This window comes from Wenyingzhuangia gracilariae (assembly GCF_056387575.1).
Map to the genome: position 1 here is coordinate 783903 of NZ_CM150748.1, position 25352 is coordinate 809254.

At 31.9% G+C, this 25352-nt stretch carries 25 protein-coding genes; 16 read left to right on the forward strand and 9 right to left on the reverse strand.

Going from position 1 to position 25352, the window contains the following annotated elements; all coding sequences use genetic code 11:
* Positions 1-3 precede the first annotated feature (3 nt).
* From ACY2IJ_RS03345 to ACY2IJ_RS03355, 3 genes are all read left to right on the forward strand, one after another.
* Positions 4-1074, forward strand: a complete 1071-nt coding sequence (locus tag ACY2IJ_RS03345; RefSeq protein ID WP_476725746.1) for an acyl-CoA reductase — start codon at positions 4-6, stop codon at positions 1072-1074.
* Between the two features lie 84 nt (positions 1075-1158).
* Positions 1159-2217 carry a 3-phosphoserine/phosphohydroxythreonine transaminase gene (gene serC, locus ACY2IJ_RS03350; RefSeq protein WP_476725747.1) on the forward strand — a complete coding sequence of 353 codons (1059 nt, stop codon included), beginning with the start codon at positions 1159-1161 and terminating at the stop codon, positions 2215-2217.
* A gap of 32 nt (positions 2218-2249) precedes the next feature.
* Positions 2250-3200 (forward strand): D-2-hydroxyacid dehydrogenase, encoded by a 951-nt coding sequence (locus ACY2IJ_RS03355; protein WP_476725748.1) that lies wholly within the window; start codon positions 2250-2252, stop codon positions 3198-3200.
* Positions 3201-3273: 73 nt separating this feature from the next.
* Here the strand turns inward: ACY2IJ_RS03355 and ACY2IJ_RS03360 are convergent, their stop codons facing one another.
* A complete protein-coding gene (locus ACY2IJ_RS03360; RefSeq protein ID WP_476725749.1) occupies positions 3274-4194 on the reverse strand; it encodes a family 16 glycosylhydrolase in 921 nt (306 codons plus the stop codon).
* A 72-nt stretch (positions 4195-4266) separates the two neighbouring features.
* On the opposite strand from ACY2IJ_RS03360, the gene ACY2IJ_RS03365 reads away from it, so the two are divergent.
* The 9 genes from ACY2IJ_RS03365 (at position 4267) to ACY2IJ_RS03405 (ending at position 13197) form a co-directional block, all read left to right on the forward strand.
* Positions 4267-4986, forward strand: a complete 720-nt coding sequence (locus ACY2IJ_RS03365) for an NYN domain-containing protein (protein WP_476725750.1) — start codon at positions 4267-4269, stop codon at positions 4984-4986.
* A 49-nt stretch (positions 4987-5035) separates the two neighbouring features.
* Positions 5036-6067, forward strand: coding sequence for an agmatine deiminase family protein (locus tag ACY2IJ_RS03370; RefSeq protein ID WP_476725751.1), 1032 nt, complete (start codon positions 5036-5038; stop codon positions 6065-6067).
* A gap of 117 nt (positions 6068-6184) precedes the next feature.
* Complete coding sequence (locus ACY2IJ_RS03375; RefSeq protein WP_476725752.1) at positions 6185-7069, forward strand: carbon-nitrogen hydrolase; 885 nt, start codon at positions 6185-6187, stop codon at positions 7067-7069.
* Positions 7070-7188: 119 nt separating this feature from the next.
* On the forward strand, positions 7189-7506 hold the full coding sequence (locus ACY2IJ_RS03380) for a GIY-YIG nuclease family protein (RefSeq protein ID WP_476725753.1): 318 nt from the start codon (positions 7189-7191) through the stop codon (positions 7504-7506).
* 286 nt (positions 7507-7792) lie between these two features.
* Positions 7793-9076, forward strand: coding sequence for a chloride channel protein (locus ACY2IJ_RS03385; RefSeq protein ID WP_476725754.1), 1284 nt, complete (start codon positions 7793-7795; stop codon positions 9074-9076).
* 126 nt (positions 9077-9202) lie between these two features.
* Positions 9203-10396, forward strand: coding sequence for a saccharopine dehydrogenase family protein (locus ACY2IJ_RS03390; protein WP_476725755.1), 1194 nt, complete (start codon positions 9203-9205; stop codon positions 10394-10396).
* An 83-nt stretch (positions 10397-10479) separates the two neighbouring features.
* Positions 10480-11616, forward strand: a complete 1137-nt coding sequence (gene nspC / locus ACY2IJ_RS03395) for a carboxynorspermidine decarboxylase (RefSeq protein ID WP_476725756.1) — start codon at positions 10480-10482, stop codon at positions 11614-11616.
* A 107-nt stretch (positions 11617-11723) separates the two neighbouring features.
* The gene (locus tag ACY2IJ_RS03400; protein ID WP_167187329.1) at positions 11724-11915 is read left to right on the forward strand and encodes a cold-shock protein; all 192 of its coding nucleotides are present in this window, start codon (positions 11724-11726) and stop codon (positions 11913-11915) included.
* 160 nt (positions 11916-12075) lie between these two features.
* On the forward strand, positions 12076-13197 hold the full coding sequence (locus tag ACY2IJ_RS03405) for a PAS domain-containing sensor histidine kinase (RefSeq protein WP_476725757.1): 1122 nt from the start codon (positions 12076-12078) through the stop codon (positions 13195-13197).
* Here ACY2IJ_RS03405 and ACY2IJ_RS03410 read toward each other — a convergent pair.
* Positions 13190-13699, reverse strand: a complete 510-nt coding sequence (locus ACY2IJ_RS03410) for a flavodoxin (RefSeq protein ID WP_476725758.1) — start codon at positions 13697-13699, stop codon at positions 13190-13192. The genes ACY2IJ_RS03405 and ACY2IJ_RS03410 overlap by 8 nt on opposite strands.
* Before the next feature lie 159 nt (positions 13700-13858).
* Between ACY2IJ_RS03410 and pflB the strand changes: the two genes are divergently transcribed.
* From pflB to ACY2IJ_RS03430, 4 genes are all read left to right on the forward strand, one after another.
* On the forward strand, positions 13859-16087 hold the full coding sequence (pflB, locus tag ACY2IJ_RS03415; RefSeq protein ID WP_476725759.1) for a formate C-acetyltransferase: 2229 nt from the start codon (positions 13859-13861) through the stop codon (positions 16085-16087).
* A 105-nt stretch (positions 16088-16192) separates the two neighbouring features.
* The gene (gene pflA, locus ACY2IJ_RS03420; RefSeq protein ID WP_476725760.1) at positions 16193-16981 is read left to right on the forward strand and encodes a pyruvate formate-lyase-activating protein; all 789 of its coding nucleotides are present in this window, start codon (positions 16193-16195) and stop codon (positions 16979-16981) included.
* Positions 16982-16993: 12 nt separating this feature from the next.
* The gene (locus ACY2IJ_RS03425; RefSeq protein WP_476725761.1) at positions 16994-18250 is read left to right on the forward strand and encodes an L-lactate MFS transporter; all 1257 of its coding nucleotides are present in this window, start codon (positions 16994-16996) and stop codon (positions 18248-18250) included.
* A gap of 112 nt (positions 18251-18362) precedes the next feature.
* Positions 18363-19367, forward strand: a complete 1005-nt coding sequence (locus ACY2IJ_RS03430) for a P-loop NTPase family protein (RefSeq protein ID WP_476725762.1) — start codon at positions 18363-18365, stop codon at positions 19365-19367.
* A gap of 91 nt (positions 19368-19458) precedes the next feature.
* Here ACY2IJ_RS03430 and lgt read toward each other — a convergent pair whose 3' ends face one another.
* The 7 genes from lgt to ACY2IJ_RS03465 all read right to left on the reverse strand — a co-directional run bounded on the left by lgt (position 19459) and on the right by ACY2IJ_RS03465 (position 25289).
* Positions 19459-20271: a prolipoprotein diacylglyceryl transferase gene (gene lgt, locus ACY2IJ_RS03435; protein WP_476725763.1), complete on the reverse strand. Its 813-nt coding sequence runs from the start codon at positions 20269-20271 to the stop codon at positions 19459-19461.
* A gap of 8 nt (positions 20272-20279) precedes the next feature.
* Complete coding sequence (gene yidD, locus ACY2IJ_RS03440; protein WP_476725764.1) at positions 20280-20522, reverse strand: membrane protein insertion efficiency factor YidD; 243 nt, start codon at positions 20520-20522, stop codon at positions 20280-20282.
* 7 nt (positions 20523-20529) lie between these two features.
* Positions 20530-22008 carry a cysteine--tRNA ligase gene (gene cysS / locus ACY2IJ_RS03445; protein ID WP_476725765.1) on the reverse strand — a complete coding sequence of 493 codons (1479 nt, stop codon included), beginning with the start codon at positions 22006-22008 and terminating at the stop codon, positions 20530-20532.
* Between the two features lie 120 nt (positions 22009-22128).
* Entirely contained in the window at positions 22129-22824 is a 696-nt protein-coding gene (locus ACY2IJ_RS03450; protein ID WP_476725766.1) for an FKBP-type peptidyl-prolyl cis-trans isomerase, read from the reverse strand.
* Position 22825: 1 nt separating this feature from the next.
* Positions 22826-23353, reverse strand: a complete 528-nt coding sequence (locus tag ACY2IJ_RS03455; protein ID WP_476725767.1) for an FKBP-type peptidyl-prolyl cis-trans isomerase — start codon at positions 23351-23353, stop codon at positions 22826-22828.
* A complete protein-coding gene (locus tag ACY2IJ_RS03460) occupies positions 23343-24374 on the reverse strand; it encodes a DHH family phosphoesterase (protein ID WP_476725768.1) in 1032 nt (343 codons plus the stop codon). Before ACY2IJ_RS03460 ends, ACY2IJ_RS03455 begins: the two co-directional genes overlap by 11 nt.
* Positions 24375-24443: 69 nt before the next feature.
* A complete protein-coding gene (locus tag ACY2IJ_RS03465) occupies positions 24444-25289 on the reverse strand; it encodes an endo alpha-1,4 polygalactosaminidase (protein WP_476725769.1) in 846 nt (281 codons plus the stop codon).
* Between the last annotated feature and the right edge of the window lie 63 nt (positions 25290-25352).

A 25352-nucleotide genomic window follows, 5' to 3' on the forward strand; every position in this document is an offset into this window, starting at 1 on the left:
ATAATGAGTTTAGATAAGAGAAAACAAGCATTTATCCATTTAGGAGACTTTTTAAATCAATTTAGCAGTACAGGTATTATTAAAAAAGAAAAAGTATTACATAACGACTTATTTTTTGATGCCTTTAAAACTCAAATAAAAAGAGCTCACGAATACAATAGTTGGTTTACAGAAGATAATGTAGTTTTTGCTATTGAAAGCTGGTCAAAAGCTTTAACCAAAGAAAACATAAACACTTGGTTAAGTGCTTACAACATAGACCAACAATTTACAACTAACAATCAAAAAACCATCGCCATTATTATGGCAGGAAATATTCCTTTGGTAGGCTTTCACGATTTTTTATGCGTAGCCATTACAGGAAATAATGTTTTGGCTAAACTTTCTTCTAATGATAAATATTTTATTCCTTTAATTGCTAAATATTTAGAATACATAGAACCTAGTTTTAAAGGTAAAATTCTTTTTACCGAAGAAAAACTACAGAATTACAATGCTGTTATTGCCACTGGTAGTAACAATACTGCTCGTTATTTTGATTATTACTTTGGAAAACACCCACATATTATTAGACAAAGCAGAAATGCCGTTGCGGTATTAGATGGTACTGAAACCCACGAACAATTAGAAGCTTTAAGTAATGATATTTTTAGATATTATGGATTAGGGTGCAGAAGTATTTCTAAAATTTTTGTCCCACAAAATTATGATTTTGACTTGTTATTTAAAGCAGTCTACAAACACAAAGACATTATTAAATACATAAAATACGCAAACAATTACGATTATAACAAAGCAGTATATTTAATGAGTTTGTTTGACATGAAAGAAAATGGCTTTTTAATGATGAAAGAAGATAAAAGTTATGCCTCTCCTATTGCCACACTATTTTATGAGTTTTATGATGATTTAGAGACTTTAAAACAAAAATTAAAGAACGATGCTTCTAAAATACAATGCATAGCTACAGAGCTAAATATTGAAGATTCTGTAAAATTAGGGCAAACTCAAGCCCCAAAATTATGGAATTATGCAGATAATGCAGATACTGTTAAATTTTTATTAGAATTGTAAAAAAACGTTAAAAATAAATACTTAAACGTAAAGGTAAAGCGAGTAGATTTTATAAATTTGTGCTTTCCAAAAATTAAATATATAATGAAAAAACATAATTTTAGCGCAGGTCCTTCAATATTACCTCAAGAAGTATTTCAAAAAGCTAGTCAAGCTATTTTAGATTTTGACAATACTGGTTTATCATTAATTGAAATATCACACCGTAGTAAAGAATTTGTTGCTGTTTATGATAAAGCGGTTGCATTAGTTAAAGAAATTTTAAACGTGCCCGAAACTCACGAAGTATTGTTTTTACAAGGAGGAGCTTCTACTCAGTTTTTAATGACCGCTATTAATTTAATAAAAGTAGATGGTGGTAAAGCAGCATACATTAACACAGGTGCATGGAGTAACAAAGCGCTTAAAGAAGCTAAAAACTTTGGAGAAGTCGTAGAAATTGCCTCTTCTGCAGACACCAACCACAACTATATTCCTAAAGGATACCAAATTCCTTCTGATGTAGATTATGTTCACTTTACATCTAACAACACAATTTTCGGAACTCAATTTAAAGAATACCCAGAAACAGATGCTGTTTTGGTAGCAGATATGTCTTCTGATATTTTTTCTAAACCTGTAGATGTTTCTAAATTTGGAATTATTTATGCTGGTGCTCAAAAGAACTTAGGTCCTGCTGGTGCCACTTTGGTAATTGTTAAAAAAGATATTTTAGGAAACACAGGAAGAACTATTCCTTCTATGTTAGACTACCAAATCCATATTAAAGGAGAAAGTATGTTTAACACTCCTCCTGTTTTTGCTATTTATGTTTCTATGTTAAACTTAGAATACATGAAAGCTCAAGGTGGTTTAGAAGCTATTGCAAAGAAAAACGAAGAAAAAGCAGCCATGTTATACAACGAGATTGACAACAATCCATCGTTTGTAAACAATGTAGCTAAAGAAGACCGCTCTTTAATGAACGTAGTTTTCTTATTAAATGATGCAGAAAAAGATGCAGAATTTTTAGCAGCTTGTACAGAAGCAGGAATTAGCAATGTAAAAGGACACCGTTCTGTAGGAGGTTTTAGAGCTTCTATTTACAACGCAATGCCAAAAGAAAGCGTACAAGCTTTAATAGATGTAATGAAAAAATTTTAACGCTTAATTTTTAAGCAAAAAACAATAATTAAATGAAAGTTTTAGCAAACGACGGTTTAGCACAATCTGGTGTTGATGCCTTAGAAAAAGCAGGATTTGAAGTAATTTTAAACACAGTTGCTCAAGATCAATTAGAAAACTACATCAACGAAAACAATGTAGATGTAATTTTAGTAAGATCTGCAACTACTGTAAGACAAGAATTAATTGATGCTTGTCCATCTTTAAAAATCATCGGACGTGGTGGTGTAGGAATGGATAACATTGATGTACAATATGCTAAGGACAAAGGATTACACGTAATCAATACTCCAGCTGCTTCTTCTCACTCTGTAGGTGAATTGGTTTTTGCTCACTTATTTGGATTGGTACGTTTCTTACAAGACTCTAACCGTAACATGCCTTTAGAGGGTGATTCTAAATTTGGAGCTTTAAAGAAATCTTACGCTAAAGGAGTTGAATTAAAAGGACAAACTTTAGGAGTTATTGGTTTTGGACGTATTGGACAAGCTACTGCTAAAATTGCTTTAGGATTAGGTATGAAAGTAATTGCTTACGATCCTTTCTTTGAAAAAGTAGATTTAGGTTTAGAGTTCTTTGATGGACAAAAAGTAAACTTTACAATAGAAACTACTTCTAAAGAAGAAGTGTTAAAGAATGCAGATTTTGTAACCCTACACGTACCTGCTCAAAAAGACTACGTAATTGGAGCTGCAGAATTAAAAATGATGAAGAACACAGCTATTTTATTAAACGCTGCTCGTGGTGGTGTAATTGATGAAGTTGCCTTGGTTGAAGCTTTAGAAAGTGGAGAAATTGCAAAAGCTGGTTTGGATGTTTTTGAAAACGAACCAACTCCTTCTATGAAAGTATTAATGAACCCTAACATTTCATTAACTCCACATATTGGTGCTGCTACTTTAGAAGCACAAGACCGTATTGGTACTGAATTAGCAGATCAAATTATTTCTATTTTAAAGTAATTCTCTCTAATTTTTAAAATATAAAAACCCCTTATTTCTAAGAAATAAGGGGTTTTTACTTGTATTTAGCATCTTATTTAATTCCTAAATAATCTTCTGCATACTTTTTACTTTGTCTTTTTAATGGTTTTCCTTTACTCCAATAACGGAAGTATTTTACTCTAAACTCTTCATCTAACTTACTTTTATCAGAAGGTAAAGCCCCAAACCATTTGTTAGATTCGTTGTTAAAATTAATTTGTAATGGTTGATGCCAATGTGTATTTTCTGCCTCTCTAAACAATACTCCATCTATATAAAAGCGAATAAAATCTTCATCCCACTCTACTCCCCACACGTGGTAATCATCGTGTAAATTAAAAGGAACTTTGTATTTTTTGTTTCTGTTAAAGTGTTTGGTTACTCCGCCATATTCTTTTGGAGATCGGAACACGTGAATGTTGGAATTTAAATCGTTTTGTTGATTTTTAGTCGCTGGTGAATTTTCACAAAAATCAATCTCTGTCCACCAATCTTTAGTTCCTAAACTTGCCCAAAAACCAGAAACCCATGTGTCATTCATCAATTTCATTTCTGCTTCAAAATAACCGTACAAAACTTTTGCTTTACTCTTTATAAATCCTGCTGTATGTGTGTAACCTTCTGGTAATTCTTCTCTTTTGTTGTGTTGATTAATTTTAAACACCAATTCTCCATCACTTAAGCTTACATTGGATGCATGAAAATAGGTAGGCTGCCTTCCTTTCCACCCAGGATTGTTTGGATGCCATTTTTTAGTGTTTAATTCTTTACCATCAAACTCATCACTTAATTTGTTTGACAACACCCATTGTTTGCTATTCATTTGATCGGACAATGGATACTCTTGATGTATTCTTTTAGGAGCTTCTAAAAAATCAATAGTATTGGTAAAACTATATTTTGGTTTTGTTTGTGCTGTAATATTACAAACAATAACAACCATTAAAAGAATTGTTTTTTTTAACTTGTTCATTATTTACTGAATCTAATTATTTATACTTTATAAATATATAAAACCCCACCCAATTATAAACCAATCAAAAAAATGAGTTTAAATCTTGCTGTACTAATTGACGGAGACAACATTCCATCTGCTCCTATTAAAGAAATGATGGAAGAAATGGCCAAATACGGAAACCCAACTATAAAAAGAATTTATGGAGATTGGACCAAACCTAATTTAGGAAGCTGGAAAGAGGTGTTGTTAGAAAATGCCATTACTCCTATTCAACAATACGCATACACTTCTGGTAAAAACGCAACAGATTCTGCCATGATTATTGATGCCATGGACATTCTATATTCTGAAAAAGTTGATGGTTTTTGTTTGGTTTCTAGTGATAGTGATTTTACAAAACTAGCAACCAGACTTAGAGAAGCTGCCATGTTGGTAATTGGTATTGGAGAAAAAAAGACTCCTACTCCCTTTATTGTTGCTTGCGATAAATTTATTTATATAGAAGTGTTAAGAAAAGACAAAAAAGAGACCAACAACACAAAAAATAGCAAAGATGAATATGAAGCTATTACTCCTAAAATTATAAAACTTATAAAAAGTAGTATTTCTGACGTTTCTGATGATGATGGTTGGGCTTTTTTAGGAGATGTAGGTAGCTTAATTCAGAAAAAAAGAAAAAGTTTTGATTCTAGAAATTATGGTTTCGAAAAATTAACACCTATGATGGATGCTATTGATGAGTTTGAAATTGAGAGAAGAGAAACTCCTAAAAGTAGACACAAACTTATTTATGTAAAAAATAAATAATCAATTACAAAAAACAATTACATTTGCTCGGTTTTAATGAATTTTAAACATGTTAACAAATAGACGGTTTCCTGCCGAATGGGAACCACAAAGTTTTATACAATTTACTTTTCCGCACCCAGAAAGTGATTGGGCTTATATGTATAATGAGGTAGTTACTTGTTTTGTTGCTATTATAAATGCTACTGCAGAATTTCAGCCCGTTTTAGTGGGTTGTTTCAACACACAAATTGTTCAACAACATTTTACTAAAAACACAAAACATCCTATATATTTTGTACAAGTTCCTTCAAACGATACTTGGGCAAGAGACCACGCTGCCATTACTGTTTTACAAGATGAAAAACCTATTTTGTTAGATTTTATATTTAATGGATGGGGACAAAAATTTAAGGCTGATTTAGATAATCAAATCACCCAAAACTTAAAAACTTCTGTCTTTAAAAACACTAATATCAAAACCATAGATTTTGTTTTAGAAGGTGGAGCCATTGAATCAGACGGAGAAGGAACTTTATTAACCACTTCGGAATGTTTGTTGTCTAAATTTCGTAACCCTAACATGACTAAAAATCAAATTGAGAATTATTTAAAAGAAATCTTTGGATTGAAAAAAATATTGTGGTTAGACCATGGCTATTTGGCGGGTGATGACACTGACTCTCATATTGACACTTTAGCAAGGTTATGCAATCCAACCACTATTGCCTACGTAAAATGTAATGATAAAAATGATGAGCATTTTGAAGCCTTACAAAAAATGGAAACTCAATTAAAAACATTTAGGAACAGTAATAATCAGCCATACAACCTAATTCCATTGCCTTGGCCCAATGCTTGTTTTGACAATGATGGAGAACGTATTCCGGCAACCTATGCTAACTTTTTAATCGTAAATGGTGGAGTGTTGGTTCCTACCTATAATGTTCCTCAAGATCAAGAAGCTTTAGATATTATTCAAACTATTTTTCCTAATAGAAAAGTTGTTGGGTTAAATTGTAAAGCATTAATAGATCAACACGGGTCTTTGCATTGTATTAGCATGCAATATCCTGAAAAAGTGAAATTAAATATTTCTTAACACCTAAAATCTATTGTATATTTAAAATGTCAGTTCAAGTAATTTAGAGGCACGATAAATTGTATCGAGAACTCACCTAAATTGACATCTTTTTTATAAAAGTATAACATTCCTATCATGAGCAAATTAAACGTTGGAATTGTACAACAAACCTGTACAACAAACAAACAAGATAATATTGATAAGTCTATTGCAGGTATTAAACAATGTGCAAAAGACGGAGCTGAACTAGTTGTTTTACAAGAACTACACACAGGAATCTATTTTTGTCAGGCAGAAGAAGTAGCTATGTTTGATTGGGCTGAACCTATTCCTGGACCGTCTTATAACCAGTTTGCTGACATTGCTAAAGAATTAAACATTGTTTTGGTTACTTCTTTGTTCGAAAAAAGAGCACCTGGAATTTATCATAACACTGCTGTGGTTTTTGAAAAAGATGGAACCGAAGCAGGTCGTTATAGAAAAATGCACATTCCGGATGATCCTGCTTATTACGAAAAATTCTACTTTACTCCTGGTGATTTAGGTTTTAACCCTATACAAACATCCGTAGGTAAATTAGGCGTTTTAGTTTGTTGGGATCAGTGGTACCCAGAAGCAGCAAGACTAATGGCTATGGCTGGAGCAGAAATGTTAATTTATCCAACTGCCATTGGATACGAAAGTACAGATACCGAAGAGGAAAAAGCACGTCAACGTGGAGCTTGGATGATTTCTCAAAGAGGACATGCAGTTGCTAACGGATTGCCTGTAATTGCGGTAAACCGTGTGGGGTTTGAAAAAGACTGGACAGGTGTTACTAACGGAATTGAGTTTTGGGGAACTAGTTTTATTACAGGTCCACAAGGAGAAATATTATGGGAAGCCAATCAAAAAGATGAACTTACCAAAGTTATAGAAATAGACAAACAAAGAACTGAAGATGTAAGACGTATTTGGCCTTTCTTTAGAGATAGAAGAATTGATGCTTATGGTGATATTACCAAAAGATATATAGATTAACCTACATACAAAAAATAGTTTTCGACAAGCTTAGACTGACTCTAAGAATAAAATTCTTAATATAAATAATGTCACACTGAGCCTGTCGAAGTGCGAGTTTTATTTATTATTCTAATGCAATGTTTTATTATGTATACATCCTAAAATGCTCAGATAACAGTTTTTATATTGGTATTACCAACAACATTACACGAAGACTAGAAGAACATCAATCTGGAAAACATTTTAATAGTTACACATATAGGAGACTTCCTGTAGAATTAGTATGGTTACAAGAATTTACAAATCCTGAAATAGCTATTGCTAAAGAAAAACAACTAAAAGGATGGAGTAGACGTAAAAAACAAGCTTTGATTGATGAAGATTATCAAAAATTAGTTCATTTTTCTCAAAATAGTCTTCGACAGGCTCAGACTGACAATCCTAAAAAGGAATAAACATTTTATAATAATAAACTGTTATACTAAGCTCGTTGAAACATAAAAACCTTACTTCATTCTAAAATGTCACGCCGAACTAAGCTTGTATTGAGTTAACCGAAGTATCGAAGCATAATATTCAACAATTAAACTTTATCATATAAAATTAGTCTTATTGAATCATGAAAAAAATTACAGCTGCATATTAAAAAAAATCAATTAGTACTTCTTAAAAACTACTATTAAAGAAGCCTTATACATTTTTTAAATCCATTACCTTTACAGCCTTAAATTTATCTTTATCATGAGAAAAGAAGTGATTAGAAAAGGATACTACAACCTAATATTAAACTCTATTTGGGTTGGGATTTTAGCAACTTTATTAGGAGTTTCCTTAAAAAACAGCACCGCTTTTTTTGAAGAATCTTTATTAGAAAACATAGAACATTTTCCTGTACTCTATATATTTTTACCTTCAATAGGAATCACTATTATTTATTTTACCAGAAAGTATTTATTTAAAGGAAAACAGAATAAAGGGATTAAAGAAATTTTTAACACCCTTGAAAAAAGAAAAGATGAATTGCCTTTTTATAAAATTCCATCACATTACATCAATGGGTTTTTAACTGTAGTTTTTGGTGGATCTACTGGAATAGAAGTTTCTACTGTAGTAGCAACGGCTGCCATTGGAAGTAGTGTTTATAAAAAAGACAAAGTAGCCAATGCTTATAAAACAGAATTAATATGCTCAGGAGTTGCAGCAGGAATTACAACTTTGTTTGGTAGTCCTATTGCTGGTTTTTTATTTACTATAGAAGTTATTTCTAGAAAAGTAACTAAAACTTTATGTATTAGTTGTGCTATTGCAATAAGTATTGCTCAAACTTTTATATACTTTTTTGACAATCATAAATTATTTGATTTTAAAGTTTTTAACTGGAACTATCAAGCCATTCCTTACATGATTTTATTAAGCATTTTAGCAGGAACAATTGCTGTATTTTTTACAAAGACAGTTATTTTTATCAAAGCAAAATTTGCCAAAATAAACAACAACTTTATACGTGTAAATACTGGAGCTCTTTTAGTAGGCACAACTATTTTTATGTTTCCTACATTATATGGTGATAGTTACCATGCCATACCTGAACTATTATCTATTCCTAATTACAAAACTTTTTCCATAGGTTTTATGGCTTCCATAAGCCTTATTGTCTTTTTAAAACCAATAGTTGCTTCCTTAACTTTAGGAGCAGGTGGTGATGGTGGTGTATTTGCTCCAAGTATTGTAACAGGAGCTCTTTTAGGAATATTTATAGCGTTATTTTGTAATCATTTTTTTAATACAGAATTAATTGTATTAAACTTTGCTCTAATTGGAGCTGCCGCTATGTTAAGCGCAGCCATCCATGCTCCATTAACCGCTCTATTCCTAACTTGTAATATTGTAGATAATGGTTTTGCTCTTTTTATTCCATTGTTGATAGGTGTTTACATAGCTAAATATATCGCTATATTTTTGTGTAATTACAATGTGTACACCTATGAAAAAGGAAAGAAAAAACTTTCTATCCAACTAAAGTAATTAGTGATTGACTATCAATAAAATAGCTAATATTTTTTCATCAAAAAAAATTAACTATTTTTAAGCGTAGTTTGAAAAAAAAATTACATTTGCGCAAAATTATAAATCAATTTAACAACATTAAAAATGTCTAGAGTTTTAATCATTGGTGCTGGTGGAGTCGGTAGCGTTGTTACACAAAAGTGTGCTGCTTCTCCTGAAGTTTTTTCTGAAATTATGTTAGCAAGCAGAACTAAATCTAAGTGTGATGCTATTGCTGATTTAATTACTAATAGAAAAATTGAAACCGCACAAGTGGATGCGGATAGCGTACCTGAATTGGTAGCGTTATTCAATGAGTTTAAACCTGAATTGGTGATCAACGTTGCGTTGCCTTACCAGGATTTAACCATTATGGATGCTTGTTTAGAAACAGGTGTTAACTATTTAGATACTGCTAATTACGAACCTAAAGACGAGGCTAAGTTTGAGTATAGCTGGCAATGGGCATATCAAGATAAGTTTAAAGAAAAAGGATTAACTGCTATCTTAGGTTGTGGTTTTGATCCTGGAGTAACTAGTATCTATACTGCTTATGCAGCCAAACATCACTTTGATGAAATTCATTATTTAGATATTGTGGATTGTAATGCAGGAGATCATGGTAAAGCATTTGCTACCAATTTTAATCCAGAAATTAACATACGTGAGGTAACTCAAAAAGGACGTTACTGGGAAAATGGACAATGGGTAGAAACTGAACCACATGAAATTAAACAAGCTTTAAATTATCCAAATATTGGAGCTCGTAATTCTTATGTTATTTATCACGAAGAATTAGAATCGTTGGTTAAAAACTTTCCAACCTTAAAGCGTGCTCGTTTCTGGATGACATTTGGTGATGAATATTTAACGCACTTACGTGTGATACAAAATATTGGTATGGCTAGCATTGAGCCTATTCTATACAAAGGTGTAGAAATTGTTCCATTACAATTCTTAAAAGAAACTTTGCCAAAACCAGAAGAATTAGCTGATGGTTATACTGGTGAAACTTCTATTGGATGTAGAATTAAAGGAATTAAAGACGGACAAGAAAAAACCTACTACATTTGGAACAACTGTAAGCACCAAGAAGCTTTTGAAGAAACCTCTTCTCAAGGAGTATCTTACACTACTGGTGTACCAGCTATGTTAGGAGCTATGATGTTTTTAACAGGAAAATGGAGAAAACCAGGAGTATTTAACGTAGAAGAATTCAACCCAGATCCATTTATGGAACTAATTGGTCAATACGGGCTACCTTGGCAAGAAGAAATTAATGGTGATTTAGAATTGTAATAAAAGTATTCAACACACTATAATATATAGGTAGTAAGTACTTCTTTTCACAAAGACACTTACTACCTTTTTTAATTTATACTATGGACTACAAACAACTACCCTCTTCTGCTTTTGTTTTAGAGGAACAATTGTTACGCAACAATTTAAGTTTAATAAAAAATGTGCAAGACCAAGCAGGAATAGAAATTATACTAGCTTTTAAAGGTTTTGCCATGTGGGGAGCTTTTCCTATTATTCGTGAATATATTAAAGGGGCTACTGCTAGCTCTTTATACGAAGCTCGTTTGTGTTTTGAGGAAATGAAAACCAAAGCACATGTATATGCTGCTGCTTATGTTCCTGATGAGTTTGAAGAATTAATGAGTTATAGCTCACACATTGTATTTAACTCTGTAGCACAATTCAACAAATACTATCCTCAGACCTTAACTGCAGATCACAAAATTTCTTGCGGAATAAGAATCAACCCTGAACAAAGTGATGTAGAAGTAGATTTATACAATCCTAGTTCTCCAAAATCTAGATTAGGAGTTTTAAAAGATTTTATGCCCGAGGCTTTGCCTGAGGGTGTAGAAGGATTACATTTTCATGTATTGTGCGAATCGGATTCTTATAGCTTAGAAAAAACATTAGCTGCCTTAGAAAAAAGATTTGGAGAATATTTACATCAAATTAAATGGATCAATATGGGAGGTGGTCATTTAATGACTCGTAAAGGGTATGATACCGAACATTTGATTCAACTCCTTAAAGCCTTTAAAGAAAAGTACAACCTCCACATTATTCTAGAACCAGGAAGTGCTTTTGCATGGGAAACAGGAGTCTTAACCGCTCAGGTTTTAGACATTGTAGAAAGTAGAGGTGTTAAAACAGCTATGTTAGATGTTTCTTTTACAGCACATATGCCCGATACTTTAGAAATGCCTTACAGACCTAAAATTGTTGGAGCTTCTGATCCTGATGAAAACAGCAAATTTGTGTACCGATTAGGGGGAACTAGCTGTTTGGCGGGTGATTTTATGGAAAACTATGCCTTTGAAAACGAATTGAACATAGGAGATTTAATTATTTTTAAAGATATGATCCATTATACCATGGTAAAAACCACCATGTTTAATGGAGTTAAACATCCAGATATTTGTATTTGGACTACAGACAATAGCCTTAAAACGCTACGTAAGTTCAACTATGCTGATTATAAATCTAGACTATCTTAACACCTTTCTGATTTTCAATAATTTATAATTAAAAATAAAACACTTTTTATAGTTGTGAATGATTTATTTAATCTACCTTGCGGCTTTAAAATATACAATTTATTATTATGAGTAACGGTACAGTAAAATTTTTCAACGATTCAAAAGGTTATGGATTTATTACTCCAGAAGATGGAAGTAGAGATGTGTTTGTTCACATTAACGGATTAACTGATGAAATTGCAGAGGGAGACAAAGTTTCTTATGACGTTGAAGAAGGTCGTAAAGGATTAAACGCAGTAAACGTACAAGTTATCTAATTTGATTCCTTTACTATAAAGTTTAATAAGAGCCTATCATTAATTTGATAGGCTTTTTTTATTTCATAACCTTCTGAGTAAAAACAAAGTATAATTCAAAATAAAAAGTTAAATTACAAGCATATATAAATTTACTTGAAGTTAACTTTAAAGAACGATTATGGAAACAGACAACATCCAAAATCTTCTAAACTCAGAATTTATTCAAAATACAATCATAGATCAGTCCCCTACTGCAATCATTATCGCCACAGCCCCAAAAGGCGAAATTGTATATGGAAATAAAGCCGCGTGGGATTTTAGAGGAGAAAGTACAGACAAAAACACCTCTATCAATATCAACTCCTGGAAAGCATATAACAAACAAGGAAAATTATATGCTTTTAACGAAAGACCAATTATTAGATCTTTAACAAACGGAGAAATTGTCTATGGAGAAGAAGTACTCATAAAGCTTAATAATTCTACCAAAAAATGGGTACTAGCATACACAGCACCTATATATCAAGAAAATAAAATTATAGCAGCCATTGCAATATTTTCAGACATCACTCAGCACATTCAATCAAAATTAAAATTAGAAGAGTTAAACGAAACAAAATTAAAAATACTTGGTGTTATCGCTCACGACTTAAAAACACCTTTTAATGCACTTATTGGTTTTTCCGAGTTGCTAATAGAAAGCATTCAAAACAAAGATTTAGAAACGGCAGAACAATATGCACATATTCTAAAAAATGCTGCAAATACAGCTTATTTAATGACTCACGATTTAATTGAATGGTCTAATTATAGAGAAACTGTCGATTCTGATATAAAAGAACACAACTTATTAAATTTTGCACAAAAAATAACCAAACAACTACAAGTTAATAGTACTCAAAAAAACATTTTAATCCTTATAGATGTATCAGAAACTATTTCCGCTTATTTTGATGAAAACACATTAGGAATCGCTTTTAGAAATTTACTAAGTAATGCAATTAAGTTTTCGCACAAGAACAGTACTATTGAAGTAAATATTAAAGAAAAAAACGCTCACATCGTATTTTCTATTACAGATTACGGAATAGGAATTCCTCCTGCAAAGTTAAAAACCCTTTTAATCAATCCTAAATTAAACAACAGCACACCTGGTACCAATGGTGAAATTGGCTCTGGATTAGGACTGTGCATTTGTTTAGAAATGATTCGCAAACATGAAGGAAAAATATGGGTAGAAAGTGAACTTCATAAAAAAACAACCTTTTACTTTTCTTTTCCTAAAACACTAACTACATAAATTCCTTTAACAACTCAATCCACTTTTCAATCCTTTCTTCATTTAAATGTGATTCATTGTCGTTGTCTAAAGCCAATCCATAAAAATACGCTTCATCATTTGGAATAATTGCTTTTGAATCCGTGTGTCTATACCCTTCTACTGGCCATTTACCAATTACTTCTCCACCATTTTCTATGACTACTTCTGCTAAAATCCCCACTCCATCAATAAAATATTCTGCATAACCTATTTGATCTCCTAAACCATAGATTGCTACTTTTTTTCCTGTAAAATCAATCGTTTTAAAATCTTCAAAAAAAGTTTCCCAATCACTTTGTAAATCTCCATCATACCAAGTAGACAAACCAATTATTATATACTTAAAAGGTTCAAAATCTTGTGTGCTAGCTTCTGATATTTCTTTGACTTCTACCTCATCAAATCCATCTACAATATCATGTGTTATTTCCTCTGTTATTCCTGTATCCGAACCAAAAAACAATCCAATAGTAGTACTCATATTATCTATTTTTAGAGATCAAAGATAATAGTTTTTATTTAGAACAAATAAAAACTATTAAAATATTAAATCCTTTTCTATATGATGATAAAAATCATAAAATAAAAGACTATATAATCTTTTATTTGTAGTATACTAACAAAGTAATACTATAGCAGCATGAAAACTTTAAACATTCAATCAGAATTAGACAACAATGTCGTCAGTGTAAAAGAATTTGTATACAAAAACATTAGCCCTTTTTATGGAGATGATAGCTTTTTGGTAGGCCCAAGTAAAAAAACACAAATACTATGGGATATTTGTAAAAAAGCCATGCAAGAAGAAAGAGAAAACAATGGGGTTCGTGCCATAGATACAGAAACCATTTCTGGTATTGCTAATTTTAAAGCTGGATATATTGATAAAGAAAACGAAACAATTGTAGGGCTACAAACCGATGAGTTGCTTAAAAGAGCCATGAAACCTTTTGGGGGTTATAAAGTAGTGGTAAAAGCACTACAAGAACACGGATTAGAGCCAAGTAAAGACATACAAAATTTATTTACTAAATATGTTAAAACCCATAACGATGGTGTTTTTGATGCTTACAATGCAGAAATAAAAAAATATAGATCTCTTGGATTTTTAACCGGTTTGCCAGATAATTATGCTCGTGGTAGAGTTATTGGAGATTATAGAAGAGTTGCTTTATTTGGAATAGATAAATTAATTGCCGATAAAAAAGCAGATTTAGAAAATATTACAGGGCCTATGTGCGATGCTACAATTCATTTAAGAGAAGAAGTAGCAGAACAAATAAAAGCTTTAAAGGACATGATTCTTATGGGAAATCATTACGATTTAGACCTAAGTCGTCCTGCACAAAATGCTAGAGAAGCTGTACAATGGACATACATGGCTTATTTAGCAGCTGTAAAAGAACAAGATGGTGCAGCTATGTCTTTAGGAAATGTATCTACATTTTTAGACATTTTTATTGAAAAAGACTTAAATGATGGATTGATTACTGAAGAAGAAGCACAAGAGTATATTGATCAGTTTGTAATGAAATTAAGAATGGTTCGTCATTTACGTATGGCTGCCTATGATGAAATTTTTGCTGGGGATCCTACTTGGGTTACAGAGGCTATTGGTGGAATGTTAAATGATGGTCGTAGCAAAGTAACCAAAACAGCTTTCCGTTTCTTACACACATTGTACAACTTAGGTCCATCTCCTGAACCAAACATTACCGTGCTATGGTCTCCTTTACTTCCAGAAAACTTTAAAAAATTCTGTGCTAAAGTAGCAATCGACACATCGTCAATTCAATTTGAAAATGATGATTTGATGCGTACCTCTAGAGGGTCTGATGATTATGGAATTGCTTGTTGTGTGTCTTACCAAGAAATAGGAAAACAAATCCAATTCTTTGGAGCAAGAACCAACCTAGCAAAAACATTATTATTAGCTATTAATGGTGGTAAATGTGAAAATACGGGAACATTAATGGTAGAAGGTATTGAACCTTGTGATGCTGATGAATACCTAGATTTTGAAAAAGTGATGTACAATTTTAAAATTGCCATGAGACATGTTGCTGGTGTTTACAACGATGCTATGAATATTATTCACTACATGCACGATAAATACTATTATGAAAAAGCTCAAATGGCTTTAATAGACACCAATCCACATGTAAACATTGCTTATGGTATTGCTGGTTTATCTATTGTAGCAGATTCTTTATCTGCTATTAAATATGCCAAAGTAAAACCAATTAGAAATGATGAAGGTTTAACAGTAGATTTTGAAATTGAAGGAGATTTTCCAAAATATGGAAATGATGATGATCGTGTAGATGTATTTGCAAGCAATGCTGTAAGAGATTTTAATAACGAACTAAAAAAGTTGCCTGTTTACAAAAATGCAGAAGCTACCATGTCTGTATTAACCATTACCTCTAACGTAGTATATGGTAAAAAAACAGGAGCTACACCCGATGGTCGTAAAAAAGGAGTTCCGTTTGCACCTGGAGCAAATCCAATGCACGGACGTGATACCAATGGTGCACTAGCTTCTTTAAACTCTGTTGCTAAAATTGATTATAACGATTCTCAAGATGGAATTTCTAACACATTCTCTATCATCCCTAAATCATTAGGAGCTAGTAAAGAAGACAGAATAGACAATTTGGTTGCTACGTTAACCGGATATTTTAACAACGGAGCACAGCACTTAAATGTAAACGTATTAGATAAAGAAACTTTATTAGATGCAATGGAACATCCTGAAAATCATCCACAGCTAACCATCCGTGTTTCTGGATATGCTGTTAATTTTATCAGGCTAACCAAAGAACAACAGTTAGAAGTAATTACGCGTTCTTTCCATGAGTCTATGTAAACAAAACCATAAGTAGTAGTATTAGTTGTTATTAGGGATTCAAAAAATAAAACTGACTCTTTATTAGAGCCACTTTTTAAAAATAAAAAGTACAATCGGTATTTTTTGAATCCCTTTTTTTTAACATTAAATCCCCCTTTACCTATCAAAACTACAAACCACACACTAAACGTACATTCTATAGAATCTTTTGGAACTCATGACGGACCAGGTATAAGAATGGTTGTCTTTTTACAAGGCTGCAAACTAAAATGCTTGTATTGCCACAACCCTGATACCATAGACACTCACGGTGGTTCTGAATATGAAATTGAAAATTTGGTACAACGTGCCATTCGGATGAAATCTTATTTTGGAAAAAATGGAGGTGTTACCGTATCTGGTGGAGAACCTATGTTACAAGCCAAAAACCTGATTACTTTTTTTAAACGTTTAAAAGAAGAAGGTATACATACCAATATAGATACCAATGGTAGAATTTTAAATCATCCTGCCAAAAAACTTTTAGACAATTATGCAGACTTGGTTATGCTAGATATTAAGCACATGACCGAAGAAGGCTATCAAAAAATAACAGGAGTAAAAAATAAAGAAACCACGTTTCAGTTTGCAAAACACAGAGAAATTTCTGGAAAAAAAATGTGGTTACGCTATGTACTAATTCCAGAAATTACAAATACACCAGAACTCTTACATGCCTTGGGTAATTATTTTAAAAATTATAAGCATATAGAGCAAATAGAACTGCAGCCTTATCACAAATTAGGAATTCATAAATGGGAGGCTTTAGGGTGGGAATACGAATTGAAAAATGCAAGGGAAAATACAGAAGAAGAACTACAACAAGCAGCCCATATTTTAAGCAACTATTTTCAGAAAGTAAAAATTAATTAAAAACGAACATAGATGAAATCACAAAAAATAAAAAATCGATGGCTCATTGCAGCTTCAGCAGTAGGAATTCATATTTCCATTGGTTCTGTATACGCATATTCAGTTATGACAAACCCTGTAAAAGATGTGTTTGGTGTAGAAGGTAGTGTGATTAAATGGGCATTTAAAATTGCCATTTTATTGTTAGGATTGTCTGCTGCCTTTTTAGGTAGATGGGTAGAAAAAGTAGGACCTAAAATTAGTGGTACAACTGCAGGGTTATTTTATGGTATTGGTATTTTAGGGTCTGGAGTTGCTGTGCATCTAGAATCGTTAACCTTATTTTATATCTGTTATGGTGTTATAGGTGGTATTGGGCTTGGTTTAGGATATATTACCCCTGTAAGTACCTTGGTAAAATGGTTTCCAGACAAACGTGGTTTGGCAACAGGAATGGCCATCATGGGTTTTGGTTTTGCTGCTCTAATTTTTGGACCTGTAATGGCTAAATTATTTGAATCTGTTGGGGTTGCCAATGCTTTTTATGTTTTAGGAATTATTTATATGATACTAATTCTTTCATCTGCCAGATACATAGAAAGACCTCCGGAAGGATATGTTCCTAATGGTTTTAAAGCAGGAGCACAAAAACACATCAAACAAGATTTGTCTAACAGTAGTGCCAACGAAGCTCTAAAAACTTCTAGATTTTATTACATGTGGATTATGATGTTTATCAACATCTCTTGTGGAATTGCTATTATTTCTGCTGCTAGCCCAATGATGCAAGAAAAACTAAACTACACTCCTATGCAAGCTGCTGCTGTTGTTGGTTTTATTGGTGTATTTAACGGCTTGGGAAGAATTACTTGGTCTACATTGTCCGATTATTTAGGAAGAGCTAATACGTTTATCATCTTCTTTTCTTTTCAAATACTTGCGTTCTATTTTTTACCTAAAATTGGAGTAGAAAGTGTATTCTTAATTGTACTATTTACCGTAATTACCATGTATGGAGGTGGTTTTTCTACCTTGCCTGCCTTTTTAGGTGATTTGTTTGGAACTAAGCAATTAGGAGCAATTCACGGAATGGTATTGGCTGCATGGGGATTGGCTGGAGTTATAGGACCAACCATTTACGATGTGGTTAAAACCAAAACAGGTTCTTTAGATACCACATTAATTATTTTTTCAAATTTATTCATAATTGCTCTTGTGTTTTCAATTTTAATGAAAATACAAATTACCAAAGCATCAAAAGCAAAGGAGCTTGTAGTCGCTCCCGTTTAATTTTCTTTATTTTTTTGAATAAAAGCCGTTTTTATAAACGGCTTTTTTTTATAGCCATTATTAAAATAAATACATAACTTAATAACGCTATAAAATGAAGAACTTATAAACTATGACTAAGATTAATTTTAAAACTTTTATCAAACAACTTATTGTAATCGATTTTTTAGGAAAAGATTCCTATAGAGGCGTTAGCCTTACCTATGCTTGGCTAGCTAATCAACTAGGACACTTTACTTTAGGACTATTCCCCAGCATTGTTCTTAGCGTAATTTTTACTAAAACACCTCCAATGGTTTTTAGCAAATGGGTAGCTATTTCTTGGTTTAGTTTTGAATTTTTAAACCTAACTATGCCTTTGTTTGCTTCTAAAAAAGATCGTGTTTTTAAACCCGATTGGAAGAATTTAATTTACGATACCATTACAGACGTTTTGTATTTTGTTTTAGGAGCTATGTTTTCTGCTTTATTAATTTCTAAACCCACTCCCCCATATTTAATTTGGATCAATTTAGGGTTGGTTGCTTTATTATTATACCCATTTATAGATTGGTACACTATGAGAATTTATCAGCAGTATGCTTATTTTCCTTTTCAGTTTAGATTGTCACAGTGGAAAGGTGAATTTTTAGATGACGAAGAAAAAGCCATTGTAAACAACTACATTCACAAAGGAAAGAAAAAAAACACCCAAGGAAATCATCTTTTAATATATGGAAGTGTACACGAAGGTAAATGTAATTTAGGGGTTGCTATTGCCAATGAATTAGCTTTGTGCAAACAAACATGTACTTATATGACGGCTACTAAATTATATAGTCATTTTTTTGAACCTTATGAAGCTCCTGAAACACTTTGGAATTGGAAAAACTCTAAATTTTTAGTTATTGATGACATCAATCCTGATAAATTAAAAATTACCAAACCCAAAGATTTTTTACACTATGTAGATACATTTACCTCTATAAACAAAGAAAACCGAGAAATTCTAAGAACTAAAAATATTATTTGGGTGTTGGGTGTAAATGAGCTAGACCAAAAAGAAGAATGGACAAGTTTACTTACAACTATAGGTGTAAATTTAGACAATATTAATATTGTAAACTTATCTTACTAACCATAAATTGATTCTATACAAACTAGTATATTCCCAAAAAAGTACTAATTACAAATCCTAAAAAAAGCCTAATCAAATGATTAGGCTTTTTTTATTTCTTTTTAGCTTTTATAATAAAATAGACTCCTATTAATATTAATGGTATACTTAACCATTGTCCTGTGTTTAATGCCCAATTTGCTCGTTCATCAACCTGAGCTTCTTTAAAAAACTCTACCACAAATCTTACAGACCATAGTAGTGTAAAGAAAACTCCAAATATCAATCCTAATTTTTCTTTAGCATTGGTTTTCCAAAACATATAAAAAATAACAGCAAAAACTATTAAATACCCAAAAGATTCATACAACTGTGTAGGGTGCCTTGGAAAATCTTCTCCTAAGGCTTTAAAAATAAAACCGTAATCTGTTCCTGTAGAATGTCCTATAATTTCTGAGTTCATTAAATTCCCTAAACGTACAAAAACTCCTCCACTGGCAATGGTTAAACTTACTCTGTCTAAAATATACAACAAAGGTTTTTGCAATACTTTTTTAGAAAAATACCACAATGAAGCAATAATACCAATAGCTGCACCGTGACTGGCCAATCCTGCAAAACCTGTAAACTTAAATTCTAGTTGAAATTTTACAGGTAATAATATTTCTTCTGGGTGTTGACTAAAGTAAGCCCAATCGTAAAAGAAAACATGTCCTAACCTTGCTCCTAAAATAGTAGCAAAAACAACGTACATTAATAATTTATCTAACTTTTCAAGTTCTATGTTTTCATGAATAAATATTTTTTTCATGATTTGATACCCCAAAGCAAAGGCGATTACAAACATTAAACTATAATACCTAATGACAAAAAAACCAAGGTCTAAACCTAACGAAGGATCCCAAGTAATTGCTAATACATTCATACTTCTTTTTATTTTTTTTTATTTGGAACAGGATCGTAACCACTACCTCCCCAAGGGTGACAACTAAAAATTCTTTTGATAGCCAACCAACCTCCATAAATAATGCCATGCTCTTGCAAAGCCTGAATACTATAACTAGAACATGTAGGCTGATATCTGCAAGTAGCAGGTGTAAAGGGAGATATAGCTCCTTGATAAAAACGAATCAATAAGACAAAAGGAAAAATAATTATTTTTTTTAATTGATTCACTGTTCGACTATTCTACTATAAATGTGGTTCCTTCTTTGCTATCTTTTAATTGTATTCCTAAGGCTTTTAGTTCATCTCTAATTTGATCTGACATGGCCCAGTCTTTATTATCTCTAGCTTGTTTTCGCATTCCTATTAGCATATTTACAACACCTTCTAATTTGTCTGAACCTTGCTCTGTTGTTTCTGTTACCAAACCTAACACATCATAAACAAAAGCATGTAAAGTGTTTGTAAACAAATCTAAATCTATTTGAGTTAAACTAGCTTTTCCTTCTTTTAACAAGTTAATTTGCTTTACGGCATCAAACAAATTGGCTATTAATACAGGTGTATTAAAATCATCATTCATAGCATCGTAACATTCTTGTATCCATCCGGAAACGGCAAAAGTAGATGTTTTACCTGCCTGAACAGACGTTAAATTTTTAATAGCTTCTACCAATTTATTATATCCTTTTTCAGATGCTTCTAATGCTTCTGATGAAAAATCTAAAATGCTACGATAGTGTGCTTGCATCATAAAGAAACGCACAACGGCTGGAGCAAAAGGTTTGGACAAAATATTGTTTTCTCCTGTAAAAATTTGATTTGGTAAAATGTTATTCCCTGTAGATTTAGACATTTTTTGTCCGTTTAAGGTTAACATGTTTGCATGCATCCAAAAATTAACAGGATTATGTCCGTTGCAAGCTTCTGCTTGTGCAATTTCACATTCATGATGAGGGAATTTTAAATCCATTCCTCCTCCATGAATATCAAACTGTTCTCCCAAATATTTTGTACTCATAGCTGTACACTCTAAGTGCCATCCAGGAAAACCAATTCCCCAAGGAGATGGCCAACGCATAATGTGTTGTGGACTGGCATTTTTCCACAAAGCAAAATCTTGTGGGTTTTTCTTTTCCGATTGTCCGTCTAAAGCTCGGGTATTGTGAATAGCATCTTCTATTTTTCTTCCCGATAAAACTCCATAAGTTTTGTTTTCATTGTATTTAAGAACATCAAAATAAACAGAACCGTTTACCTCATAGGCTAAACCTTTGTCTAAAATGCTCTTAATAATTTCTATTTGCTCTATAATATGACCTGTGGCTGTAGGTTCTATACTTGGAGGCAAATTGTTTAATTTTTCTAAAATAGTATGAAAATCCAACGTGTATCGTTGTACAACTTCCATAGGTTCTATTTTTTCTACTCTTGCTTTTTTAGCTATTTTATCTTCTCCCTCATCAGCATCATCTTCCATATGTCCTGCATCGGTTATGTTTCTTACGTAGCGTACTTTATATTCTAAGTGTTGCAAGTAACGATAAACCATATCAAAACTCATAAAAGTACGTACGTTTCCTAAGTGCACATTACTATAAACTGTAGGTCCACATACATACATTCCCACTGCACCGGGAGTAACCGTGGTAAATAATTCTTTAGTTTTAGATATTGAATTGTATATTTTTAAAGGCTGATCTTTAAATAAACTCATGAAGTTCTTTTTAATTTTAAAAACGTAAAGATAAACTTTATACTTGTATTATTACAACAAGAAAAAGCCCAATTAGTAATTAACCAATTGGGCTTTTGTATTTGTATTTATGATTGTTAATTACTTAACAATTTCTAATAATTCTACTTCAAATACTAAAGGCATATAAGCTTTAATAGGTCCGTTTCCGCCTTGAGGTGCATTAGCTCCATAAGCCAATTCTTGTGGTACATAAAACTTGTATTTAGAACCTACAGACATTAACTGTACTCCTTCTGTCCATCCTTTAATTACTCTATTTAATGGGAATTCTGCTGGAGTTCCTCTATCTACAGAGCTATCAAAAACTTCTCCACTTGGAGTAGTTCCGTGGTAGTGTACTTTTACAGTACTAGTTTCTAATGGTTTTTCCCCAGAACCTTCTGTTAAAACTTCATATTGTAATCCACTTTCTGTTACTACAACACCTTCTCTTTTTTTGTTTTCAGCTAAAAAAGCTTCTCCTTCTGCTTTTACAGACTCTCCTTTTTTCTCTGCAATTTTTTTAGTGTATGCAATTAAAATTGGAGCAATATCTTTTTGAGCAATTAATGATTTAGCAGTGTCTTGAGACTCTGTTAATGCTTGGTTAAAAACGTTTAAATCTAAATCTTTAAAATCTTCGCTTACTCTAAAGTTTCCATTAATATAGGCACCTAAAGCATAACTTACAGAATCCATTTCTGTTGTTAAAGCTGTTTTTTTTGGTGCTTGTTGATTACAAGATACCATTCCTGTTACTGCTAATCCTAAAGCTAATCCTTTAATGATGTTCATCTTAATTGTCTATTTTTAAAAGTTTAATATTTACTACTATTGGAGTATGACTCCCAATTTTATTTTTATCTCCACTTAAACCGTGGGCTACAAATGAACTAAAAATAAATTTAATTTCCTCATCTTCTTGCATTAATTTAAGTCCTTCTTCTATTCCTTTTATCATATTTGATTTTCCGTATTGAACCTTAACAATTTCTTTAGGATATATTTGTGTATTGTTTAAAGAATAGACTGTTTTTGAAAAGGTTAGCACCGATTTTTTATGAATAATTTTAGGGTCTTTTGATGAAGAACTTATTACTGCATAGGCAAACCCATAGGGTGAATATTGATAGTTTAAAAGAGAATCTTTTTCTATATAATTTTTGATTAATTGTTCTTGAATACTATTAATTTGTTTGTTGTATATAATAGAATATTCTACCTTTTTATGAGTGTTTCTATTCTTATTAATAGGTCTTCTTGGTGTAGACTTTGTACATGAAACAAAAAACATTCCAAAAATAATTAACCAACTATATTTCATAAGAAACTAATAATTCTTGTTTGTAACTAGGTACTATTGATAAAAATTTAGCTACGGTTTCTTCTAATGTGGTGGTTGATCTTGCTCCTGCTGCATTGTCGTGTCCTCCTCCATCAAAATAATTTCTAGCAAATTGATTTACAGAAAATGTGCCTTTAGAACGGAAAGAAATTTTTACAATTCCTTGATCTGTGTCTTCAATAAAAATGGCTGCAAAAACAATTCCTTTTAAAGACAATGCATAATTTACAATTCCTTCAGTATCTCCTTTTTCGTAATTATACATTTTTAACTCTTGTTGAGTAAGAGTTATGTATGCTGTTTTACAATCTTCAATTATTTTTAAATTGGTTAAAGATTTTCCTAAAAGCTGTAATCTACTGTAAGAGTTGTTCCCAAAAACCTGGTTATGTATGTCAGAATTTTTAGCTCCTTTATCTATTAAATGTGCTATTATTCTATGCGTTGTACTTGTGGTAGATGGAAAACGGAAAGACCCTGTATCTGTCATAATTCCAGTATATAAGCTTGTTGCAATGTCTGCATCTATTTTATCTGTAAGTCCCAAAGCATCTATATAGTGATATACCATTTGACAAGTAGAACAAATAGAAGTGTCTGAATAGGTTACCATAGCAATATCATCTGGTTGTTGATGATGATCTATCATGATAAAATCTCCTTTAAATTCTTCCAACCCATTTTGCATATCATCTCCAACTCTGTGCAATGCATTAAAGTCTAACAGAAAAACTACATCTGCTTGGTCTAATGCTTTTTTAGATTGTATGTTTTGCAAATCGTATCGATATACCTCATTTGCTCCAGGCATCCAAGAAATAAAATCAGGTATGCCGTTGGGTAAAACTACTTGTACTTGATGTCCTAGTTTTTTATAGAACATAGCCATGGCTGTTGTAGATCCTACAGCATCTCCATCGGGGTTTTTGTGTGCTACAAAAACAATGTTTTTAGGAGTCTTAAAATACGTTTTTAGAACGTTAATGTCGTTTATATTCATAAGTCGCTAAAATACAATTAAAAATATATTTTGAATATATTCCTTTGTATTTTTAGCTCTAAAAAGGGATTAGTTATGATACAGCGTATAGTATGCTTCTACATTGTCTAAGTAAACTCCATCAAAATTACGCTCTATAATTTTTGATAAATATGAATTTTTTGACTTGTAAATAATTTCTTGCCATTCTTGATTCCAAAACGCTACCCAATACTCATCTTCATAACCTTGATATTGTTTTACAAACCATGATGGACGTTTTTTGTTCCAAGATTCTTTCCAGTAATATCTAAAATTCTCTACTGCTCCAACGTTCATGTATGCAATTACTTTTCGTTGGTTTCCGTCCTTTTTTACCTTTAAATAGGCTACTTCGTTTTTAGTCAAAGGAACGTTGTTGTAAAACAAATCTATTAACAACAAATCGTAATTTGTGTTAGACAAGGCTTTTAAATACTCTTGTTTGGTATTGTATGCTTCCGGATTTATTAGGTATAAATAGTTTTGAACATCTTGTAAGTTTTGAATGTCTTTGGAACTGTTTTTTACAGGAGGTATTTCTTTGTAGTACAAGTTGTTTTTTGTGCGTATAAAAGGAATATATCCTTTGTTTCTATTTTTGTTTTGTGCTATTTCGTACAAATTATCTCGTTTGATAAACTCAGATGACAATACAATTTTATCTTTAGGAAGTTTGGTTAGCAACTTTTGTCTATACAAATCTTTTACTTCTGTTTTTTTATAATGCAATGCTTCTACCCCTACACCATCAATAGCATTTACATAGGTAGTATCTAACCCATTGGTGTTGTCTATTTTTTGATACAAAAGCTCTAATCCGTTTTGTGGAATAATGCTAAAATCTTTTTTTTGCTCTTTTGCTACCTTGGCTATTTCTACAACCATTTGTTGCATTTTTTGAGAAGCAACAATTGTTTTTTTTGTTGTACTACACCCTACTATAACTAGCAACGGTAA